Raw genomic sequence first — 9,325 nt, forward strand, 5'->3', positions numbered from 1 at the left:
GAGCTATCAAATCAATTCACGATAGCAGTCCTGACCATAACACTTAAAAAGCCTCAACAGATAATGTCTGTTGAGGCTTTATCGATCTTAGGCCGTGACCATCTCAATCTTACGTCGAGACTACTGTGATCTATACTTATGCAGCAGTTCCCAAGGGATATGACATAAGTGGTGATCTTCAGGGAAGTGACTTAAGTGATGCTGGTGAATGTCATTGCTGGCAACATAATTGGTCAATGGCAACACCTCAACAGCGATACGGTCGGCATCATCTCTTGAAGAAATATAGTGCTTAGCTTCGGTTAAGTGTTCTGCATTAATGCTGTACACGCCTGTGCGGTATTTCTCTCCGACATCAACACCTTGTTTATTGACGCTGTAAGGGTCGATAATCTCAAACAAGTGTTCCATCAAAATCGTTACTGACGTGATGCTTGGATCAAATTCAATTTGTACGCACTCCGCGTAGCCATTGTAATCGCTTTGTATGCCGTCGCTTTGAGCCGTCTTGTTTTCTGTTGGCTGGGCGCTTCCATTTGCACGGCCGGCTTCTGTGCTGATAACACCAGGAACGTACTTAATAAATTCTTGTACACCCCACAAGCAACCGCCAGCTAAATAAATTTGTTCCATACTTCTCTTTGAGCTCTCTGTGTTTGTTAATGTTCGTTCGATGCGTGAATCAATACGATGATACCCGCACGTATCAAAAAGCGTCTATCAAAAATGAGCGCGCAAATAAAAACAAGCGTTTAGGTATTGTAAACCTGTGCGACTGAACAAACATAAGTTTAATATGATTTGTGATTATATAAGTCAGTATTGCTTTGTCATCAACTCGAATCTCAACATCAAGTGAGCGTTACTCTAAACATGTTTGATCAAATAAAAGACTTCATTAATCCGAGCAAGAACCCAGACTTGACTCAGGCCCATGAATATCAGCGCAAACATCTGCCTACATTGTGGCTGTTGGGCAAAACGGGCGCGGGCAAGTCATCGTTTATTCAAGCGGTCACGGGTGACTCTTCTGTTGAAGTCGGCAATGGATTTGCACCATGTACCATGACGGCGATGTCGTATGAGTTTCCGCAAGACAAACCGGTGATGCGATTTCTCGATACTCGAGGTTTGGGTGAAGCGAATTACGATGCGAAAGAAGACCTAGAAGAGATTGGTCAGGCAGGTAATGCTTTAGTCGTGGTGATGAAAGTCGATGAACCTGAACAATCCACCGTGCTTGCTGCTCTGAAACAGGTTAAGAAACAGAAGAAGATTAAACACTTGCTGCTTGTTCATACGGCGGTGTTGTCTTCCAGTGAAACTGACCGAGCAAGGCAGGTTCAGTTCAACATCAACCAAGTAGAAAAAGTTTGGGGTAAGGGCTTTGAATCCGTCGCGGTGGATTTCGAAACGGATGACTCGAGCAATAACAGTGGCTTAATTTACAACTATGACATCTTGTTAGAAAAGCTGACCAGTATTCTTCCTGTTATTGGAATGATGGTGCAAGACAAAGAGCATTCCACACAGGAAGAAGCCAACTTTGATCAAGTAGAAAACGAAGTGCTTTGGTATGCAGGAAGTGCCGCAGCGAGCGATCTGATTCCGGGGGTTGGTTTGGTATCGGTACCTGCGATTCAGGCGAAAATGCTTCATAGCTTGGCGAATCAATATGGTGTCGAGTGGAACAAGAGAGTCTTCAGTGAGTTGATAGGCACTCTGGGAAGCAGCTTTGCTTTGCAATACGGAATGAAGCTGGGCACTCGACAGTTGATAAAGCTGATTCCAGTTTATGGTCAAACGGTAGGGGCGGTGGCTGCAGCGGCAATAAGTTTCGGCACCTCTTATGGTTTAGGTCGCGCGGCTTGTTTTTACTTCTATCATAAGAACAAAGGTGAAGAAGTGTCTGAACAAGAGATGCAGAAAATCTACAAAGAATCCCTGAAAAAAGGAAAGGCGGCGTCGGGCTATGAAGAAAATTAGAAACCTATTTCGATTACTGGCGGTGTTATCGAGCGGCCGTTGGGGCATTGCCCTGATTTCGGCCATCTTCCCAAGCATTATCATGATGGGCTTTGGTGTGTTCTTGGCGGTCAAATACGGTTACCTACTCGAAATGTCGATTGCCATTGCCGTGAGTACCTTGGTGTTCACCATTCCTTTATACATTTCTAGCCGCTCTTCTCGCGAACCAACTTATAGCAATGCGTCTGCTAATTCAGCAAGCGAGGGTGAAGCCGAATCATCGCCTAAGAGTGCTGACATCAATGATGCGTTAGTCAATGATGCAATGGTCAAAGCATCTGATGAATGGTCGCAAGCTGAGTTGTTGATTTGGAACGACTCGAAACACTATGTACGTCAGCAATTAAGTAACGAGATAGAGTGGGGCAACCTCGACCAAACGGGTTTAGAGGTACTTGAGTTTGTGGCGAAAAAGTTTGATAAGAAATCGCTCGATTTCTCGATTCCTGAAGGGCTAAAGCTGTTCGAAGAGGTAAGCCGACGCTACAAATTGGTAGTGCGAGAGCATATACCGGGCATTGAGTATCTCAAGGTTTCTTACATTAAGGCGGGCTACGCAGCCTATGATAAATATGGTGAGCTAGGGCAGAAGATCGTTAAGGCCGCTATTTGGGGGAACCACCTCAAAAACCTCTATTTGAACCCGCTAAAAGTTGTTTCTGATTTAGGTAGAGAGCAAGCGACATCTTCAATGACAAGAGGTGTGGTTGATGACATGCAATACGCCGCTAAACAAGCCTTATTAGATGAAGTTGCGGCGGTGGCGATTGATCTCTATAGCGGACGTTTCAGCATTGAAGATGAAGCACTTAAAGCGTCCGATGTTTCTGAACTCGACGAACAACGCTTTGCTCCTGAATTAGAGCCCGTACGAATTGTGCTGGTGGGGCAAACAAGCTCGGGTAAATCCTCACTGACTAATGCCCTTAAGCAAGAGTTGGTTGCAGAAGTGGATGTGCTGCCATCAACCGACACTTCAACGGTGTACAACGCGTTTGTTGACGACAATGATGTTCGCGTTGTTGATCTTCAAGGGCTTGATGGCAATGCCAAAACCGAAGCTCTGATGCTTAAAGAGATGACCCAAGCCGATGTGGTGCTATGGGTGCTTAAAGCCAATCAATCGGCTCGTGAACTGGATAAGCAATTGAAGGGCAAGTTTGATGCTTTCTATGACGATCCTAAAAACATCTCACGCAAGAAGCCAATCGTTGTTTCGGTTGTGAATCAGGTCGACCGATTAAAGCCTGTTGATGAGTGGCAGCCTCCGTATGACTTAGAGAACCCAACATCGGCCAAAGCAAAGATCATTGCTCAAGCACTCGAATACAACCATATATTGCTGCAGTCTGATATCGTGTTGCCGCTCGCTATTGCACCAGAAAAGACGATTTTTGGTTTAGAAGCACTCAAGCAGATGCTAATCGAAGGCATAGCTGATGCTAATAATGTGCAAAGAAACCGCCAACGTTTAGAAGCCATGAAAAGAGGGACGTCGGTTAAAGGCCAACTGAACAAAGTAGTGAAGGCCGGTAAGAAGGTAGCACCAAGTGCACTGAAGGCAGCGACACCAAAACTGGCTGAAATGGCCATCAAGCAAGTTGTGAAGAAAAAGTAAGTCATTCACTGCGAATACGGTTCTGGTGGGGCTTGAGGCTCATCAGAACTTAGTTATTCTAGATCGGCGAGTTTTAGTACTTGGCTTTATTAGATGAGAGCTTTTTAGAAAACAGCCATCTTCGCCCCTTATTAGATAAGTATTGAGTTTAAAAGAGATTCGATATTATTAAGTAACTCAACGAACTAGTTTAATAGTATATAAACTGATGGGATTCACAGTTTATATGACACGCTATGGTATTTAATTGCCATTCTAAATATTGATCACATTTATACTTTCTTTCGCTGTATTTATAAAACAATTGCACTATATTTAAATTTCGGATCACTTTGATTTCAACGTAGGGATATATTGTGAACATGTATCTGAAATGGCAATCAACAACATGGCTAACCTTGTTAGCTTGGTATACTTTAGATCATCAGCTCTCGTTCCACCTTTCTTCAGAGTAGTACCCTCTAGGCGTCACGCGCCAGCAGAGCCTTGAGCTTTGCCCAATCCTGTTAATTTTGTCTTTAAGAAATGTCGTAACTCATGCGTTCGATTTTTGTGTTTTGTTGCATGCAGTTCTTATCTCCTAGTCATTATTAATTGGAACCTAATCAATCCGTATTGATTAAATAATCTATTTCGAGCTATTAATTTTTATCGTAATTATCACGAGAGTGGTCGTGCGTGAAACTAAATTAATGGTGATGACTCGTGACATCTAAAAATAATGAATTTGGCTTTTTTACCTTAGGCTGAATTTGTTGAAAGGGACTATTATGGAAAACTTCAAACATCTACCAGAACCGTTTCGTATTCGCGTTGTAGAGCCAGTAAAAAGAACAACTCGCGCCTATCGTGAACAAGCCATTGTCGAAGCTGGTATGAACCCATTTTTGCTCGACAGTGATGACGTGTTTATCGACTTGCTGACAGACAGCGGCACGGGTTCAATCACACAGCGTATGCAAGCAGCGATGTTGATGGGTGATGAAGCCTACAGTGGCAGTCGCAGTTACTATGCACTGTCGAATGCGGTGAAAGATATCTTCGGCTATGAGCTGACTATTCCTACTCACCAAGGGCGTGGCGCAGAGCAGATTTACATTCCTGTTCTTATCAAGAAGCGTGAAATGGAAAAGGGATTGGATCGCAGCAAAATGGTCGCTTTATCGAACTACTTCTTCGATACCACGCAAGGCCACACTCAAGTGAACTGTTGCGTCGCGAAGAACGTTTATACCAAAGAAGCGTTTGATACCTCAGTGAACGCTGATTTCAAAGGCAACTTCGATGTGGTGAAACTGGAAGAAGCGATCTTAGAAGCAGGCGCTGCCAACGTTCCTTACATCGTGAGCACCATTACTTGTAACTCGGCTGGTGGTCAGCCTGTCTCTATTGCCAACCTTAAAGCCGTGTATGACGTGGCTCAGAAGTACGATATTCCAGTGATTATGGATTCTGCTCGCTACGCTGAAAATGCCTTCTTCATTCAACAGCGCGAAGCGGGTTATCAAGATTGGACAATCGAGCAAATCACGCGTGAGTCTTACAAATACGCTGATGGTTTAGCGATGTCTGCTAAGAAAGATGCGATGGTGCAAATGGGTGGCTTGTTGTGCTTCAAAGACGATTCTTTCATGGATGTGTACACAGAGTGTCGAACACTGTGTGTAGTTCAAGAGGGCTTCCCAACCTATGGTGGCTTAGAAGGTGGTGCGATGGAGCGTCTTGCGGTTGGCCTGTATGACGGCATGCGCCAAGATTGGTTAGAGTACCGTATTGGTCAGGTTCAATACCTTGTTGATGGCTTAGAAGCAATGGGTATCGTGTGCCAGCAAGCCGGCGGTCATGCTGCGTTTGTAGATGCGGGTAAACTGCTTCCTCATATTCCGGCTGGTCAGTTCCCAGCACATGCTTTGGCGTGCGAACTCTATAAAGTAGCGGGTATCAGAGCGGTTGAGATTGGTTCCTTGCTGCAAGGTCGCGATCCTACCACAGGCGAGCAACATCCATGTCCTGCAGAATTATTGCGCTTAACCATTCCACGTGCGACGTACACACAAACCCACATGGATTTCATTATCGAAGCATTCGAGAAAGTAAAAGAGAATGCTGGGAAAGTGAAAGGGCTCGACTTTACCTACGAACCGCCGGTGTTAAGACACTTCACTGCGCGCTTGAAAGAGGTAGAGAACAGCGAGAAACAAACAGAAAAAAAGAACGAACAAACGCTCGAAGAAGCATTTTAAAATAAAAACATAAGCGAATAGTCACTAGAACCCTAATCAAAGGCTCCCTCGGGAGCCTTTTCTTTATTGGATGGTAGGGGAGTTAGGCCTTTAAGCAGTTAACCCGCTAAAAGCTGAACTACGCTTGTTTGTTTTTCAGGGTAGGTTTCAACATTTGGAATAACCACTGATTCAAAGGCGCGTCTTTCTGTGAGCGACGGCAGCTCATTACATAGCTGACATCGATAGTCAGCTTTTCCGGCAAATCAATACTTCGACATCCATCTGGTACGCTGCCATTGAGAGTGATACCAAAATAGTCAGATTTAAGTACGACATCATGAATCATTGCAGGGTGGTCAACTTCTACTTTAGGGTTTATCTGAAAACCTATGTTTCTAAGTCGCTCAAGGATCGGATATTTGTTGTCATTCCATCCAGGGGTTTTAAACAGAGCAATTGGATAGTTGGCCAGCGATTCAAAGTCTTGCGCTGGATGATCGTCTCTCACGAAGAAAACCACTTTTCCTTCCCCGAACGCCTTTTGAGAAATCGACTGTGGCAAAGTTTCATCAAAGTAGTGAACTGCAATGGATTCCTCACCGTCGATGAGCCTGTTCCTCGCGTTGCTTCCCCATCTAAGAAATGAATAGCGAGCATGCGGTGCCGCTTTAGTCAGAGCAAATAAGAGCTTCGAACCAAAGCGTTCCCAGAACAGAGTATTCGCGTAGATTTTGATATTGCCTTGGTAAGTCTCTGGCGAAAATACTTGATGCTTTATGGCTTCGATACTGCTGAGTATCTGCTCAAAGTTTTCGATGTTGGTTTCAACAAAAGTCGTGGGTTCAAAACCATTTTTGGTTTGAATGAACAGTGGATCGTCGAGCTGCAACTTTAACTTTGAGAGGTTCTTGCTGATCGCCCCAGAGGTTTTTCCTAGCGACTCCGCAACCAGTCCAACATTACGAAGCTCATACATACGTTTGATGACCAAGATATTCTGAATATCGAGATTGAAGTCCACAAGCACTCCGAATTGCTTAGATGATAACGATGCTGATCTTTGGCGCAGTGAAAGCCTAAAGATCATCCGACTCTAATATCATAATCATCACTGCCAGTTTTTAAGACAGCACAACGTCAAGATGTGAACTATTTCTTTGATTTATCAACGAGTTTCCATTTAGTAAATATTGGTTTTCCTCGAAAAGCTGATATTCGGTTGTTAAAGTTATTTCAACAAAGAAACACAACAACCAAACAAATATAATATTAAAAAATCATAAGAGGTGATGTATGAAAAAGTTAATCGCACTAGGCTTGATGGCTATCTCAATGAATACTGCTTTTGCTGCTGATGGAACTTATACAGGAACCATCGATATGACAAGAAGCGAGGGTAATCAAGTAAAGGCTGAGCGTGTTGAATCTGACTTAACACTGGAAGGAAGAAATGAAGCGTCTAACGGCGGAATCCAATTCCAAAAGAACGTAGATAAAGACCAAACGATCCAGTTGAATGGCCGTCGAGATTAATGTATTAACCTTACTATCATTGTCATAAGAAATGCTGCGCCCTCGGGTGCAGCATTTTTTGTTTTGGGATTTGGAGTGTTTTATAAAACCTAGTGATCTAGCCTTGGCATGTTGTGTAACGTGTGGCATTTTGTTCTCTAACTCTAACTCTAACTCTAACTCTAACTCTAACTCTAGATCGCTATTAGGTGTTGGTTAAGCATTACAAGCCAGTAAGCGAACGATTCGAAAAGGACAAGGAATGACTCAAAAAGAAACGGGAATGATTCGTCATATTCTACTGATTAAGTTTAAAGAAAACGCAGAGGCTTCAGAGGTTCAAAAACTAAAGATGCTGTTTGAAGCGATGCCAAACAAGGTTGACGGGGTAACTTCAGTAGAGTGGGGGTTAAATGATAGCCCAGAAAACAAGAACCAAGGTTATACCCATTCCGTTTTAATGACGTTCGCAGATGAAGCGGGGCGTCAGAACTATCTTCCACACCCAGAGCATGATGCGCTGAAAGATGTATTTCGTCCTTTGTTAGATGACATCATCGTGTTCGATTACTCCCTGTAATTAGCTTCTCAGTATGTCTCTTATGATTTACTCACCTTTGATGTTGAAGAGTTAGGGCTTATGTGATCAAGCCCTAACTAAACAAGGAACGATTTACTCTGTCGGTGAAATCGTAACAGGGGTGAACGAAGCAACCGCATTACCGCCAGCACCCGGGCGATCAACATAAGGAGTGTTTTGCATTAAGGTGTAATACACGTCCACGAAGTCATCATCATTCACTAATACGCCATCAGGAATTACGTCGATAATCTTGCCTGTGATCTGAGGGATAATCGCATAACCCTGAACTTCTGGATCAGGAATCATCTTCAGTATCTCTTCTGCGGCTTGAACTAAGAGTTTTGCTAGCGCTTTGTAGTCTGTGCCATCATCGTGCTCCATTAAGATCATATCAGCAGCGCCCCAACGGTAGCGAGGCCAGAAGATGACGGTCTGGTTCGGGTAGTACGTCTGTTTGTCGTAGTCCAGATAAGGCATCTCAACGAGGTCGATCTGGGGCTCTAAACGACTTGAATCGACACCCGTCACGATAGCGTAGATTTCCGCTTTACCAGAGATCCAAGGTTCTTGGTCGACGGCTAAACGGATTTTGGTTAATTGTGTGGTATTCAACGGCTCAGGTTCCGACAAGGCCATCGAGCGACGAGCCCTGTTCATCAAAGACGATTTTTGAGGTTTACTCTCGTCGGCATTGGTATCGCTAACGGTATTGATTTGCGTTGTAGTACCCAGCTTTTGCATTTCAGCCTGCATTGCCATTAAGCCTGCTTTGAGCTCTTCGGCACCGTTGCTATCAACGACAAACACTGGGACGTCTGGCATTTGGTACACATCTAGTTCATGAACCTGTCCGTACACGTCATACGCTTCAATGTATTGCCAATTCGAATCATCACCTGATGGTTCAAACGCAAATAATGGGCTTTCGCCGTTCTTCCAGGCTTCAATCATTGCTTCATCGGCCATGCGAATTTCTAACACAGAGTCGCTGAAGTTGTTGATCCCTTTCATCTTGCGATAACCAAGGTCCGCTTTCTGCATCCTGCTTGAAAATGCAGAGTAGGGCTGAGTAGAGCTCAATTTATCGACAGGCGTGGACAAGTTCTTTTCTGAAATTTGAGCCTTTAGGGAAAGCTCAAGATCGGAATAACGCTCGCTGATTTGTAACGCCAAAGATTGCTTTTGTGCTGAGGCGTTCTCCGAAAGAGAGCGTGAGTTTACTGTGTCGATATTGTTTGCATAGGACTGGAAGCCAACCACTGTCGTTGCAAGTACCATACTGATAGAAATAGATGGTCTCATAAATAATCCTTATTTTAATTTTTATCATTAATAGGGCATTTACCCTATAAGGATTAA

Annotated in this window: 8 protein-coding genes; 5 read left to right on the forward strand and 3 right to left on the reverse strand. The window is 43.9% G+C overall.

Going from position 1 to position 9,325, the window contains the following annotated elements; all coding sequences use genetic code 11:
* Positions 1-120 precede the first annotated feature (120 nt).
* Positions 121-633 (reverse strand): peptide-methionine (S)-S-oxide reductase, encoded by a 513-nt coding sequence (locus A142_RS13465; protein ID WP_019822244.1) that lies wholly within the window; start codon positions 631-633, stop codon positions 121-123.
* Positions 634-873: 240 nt separating this feature from the next.
* Here A142_RS13465 and A142_RS13470 point away from each other — a divergent pair, with 240 nt between their 5' ends.
* From A142_RS13470 to tnaA, 3 genes are all read left to right on the forward strand, one after another.
* The gene (locus tag A142_RS13470) at positions 874-1,986 is read left to right on the forward strand and encodes a YcjF family protein (RefSeq protein WP_029405447.1); all 1,113 of its coding nucleotides are present in this window, start codon (positions 874-876) and stop codon (positions 1,984-1,986) included.
* The gene (locus A142_RS13475; RefSeq protein ID WP_019822248.1) at positions 1,973-3,646 is read left to right on the forward strand and encodes a GTPase family protein; all 1,674 of its coding nucleotides are present in this window, start codon (positions 1,973-1,975) and stop codon (positions 3,644-3,646) included. Before A142_RS13470 ends, A142_RS13475 begins: the two co-directional genes overlap by 14 nt.
* Before the next feature lie 770 nt (positions 3,647-4,416).
* Positions 4,417-5,889: a tryptophanase gene (gene tnaA / locus A142_RS13480; protein WP_019822250.1), complete on the forward strand. Its 1,473-nt coding sequence runs from the start codon at positions 4,417-4,419 to the stop codon at positions 5,887-5,889.
* Between the two features lie 118 nt (positions 5,890-6,007).
* Here the strand turns inward: tnaA and A142_RS13485 are convergent, their stop codons facing one another.
* Positions 6,008-6,892, reverse strand: a complete 885-nt coding sequence (locus A142_RS13485; protein WP_019822253.1) for a LysR family transcriptional regulator — start codon at positions 6,890-6,892, stop codon at positions 6,008-6,010.
* 272 nt (positions 6,893-7,164) lie between these two features.
* Here A142_RS13485 and A142_RS13490 point away from each other — a divergent pair, with 272 nt between their 5' ends.
* The gene (locus tag A142_RS13490) at positions 7,165-7,404 is read left to right on the forward strand and encodes a hypothetical protein (protein ID WP_019822255.1); all 240 of its coding nucleotides are present in this window, start codon (positions 7,165-7,167) and stop codon (positions 7,402-7,404) included.
* Positions 7,405-7,645: 241 nt separating this feature from the next.
* On the forward strand, positions 7,646-7,963 hold the full coding sequence (locus tag A142_RS13495; protein WP_019822257.1) for a Dabb family protein: 318 nt from the start codon (positions 7,646-7,648) through the stop codon (positions 7,961-7,963).
* Positions 7,964-8,056: 93 nt separating this feature from the next.
* On the opposite strand, the gene A142_RS13500 is transcribed toward A142_RS13495, so the two are convergent.
* Positions 8,057-9,268 (reverse strand): DUF3103 domain-containing protein, encoded by a 1,212-nt coding sequence (locus A142_RS13500; RefSeq protein WP_019822259.1) that lies wholly within the window; start codon positions 9,266-9,268, stop codon positions 8,057-8,059.
* Between the last annotated feature and the right edge of the window lie 57 nt (positions 9,269-9,325).

Source organism: Vibrio splendidus 12E03, assembly GCF_000272105.2.
Classification (GTDB): Bacteria; Pseudomonadota; Gammaproteobacteria; order Enterobacterales; family Vibrionaceae; genus Vibrio; species Vibrio splendidus_I.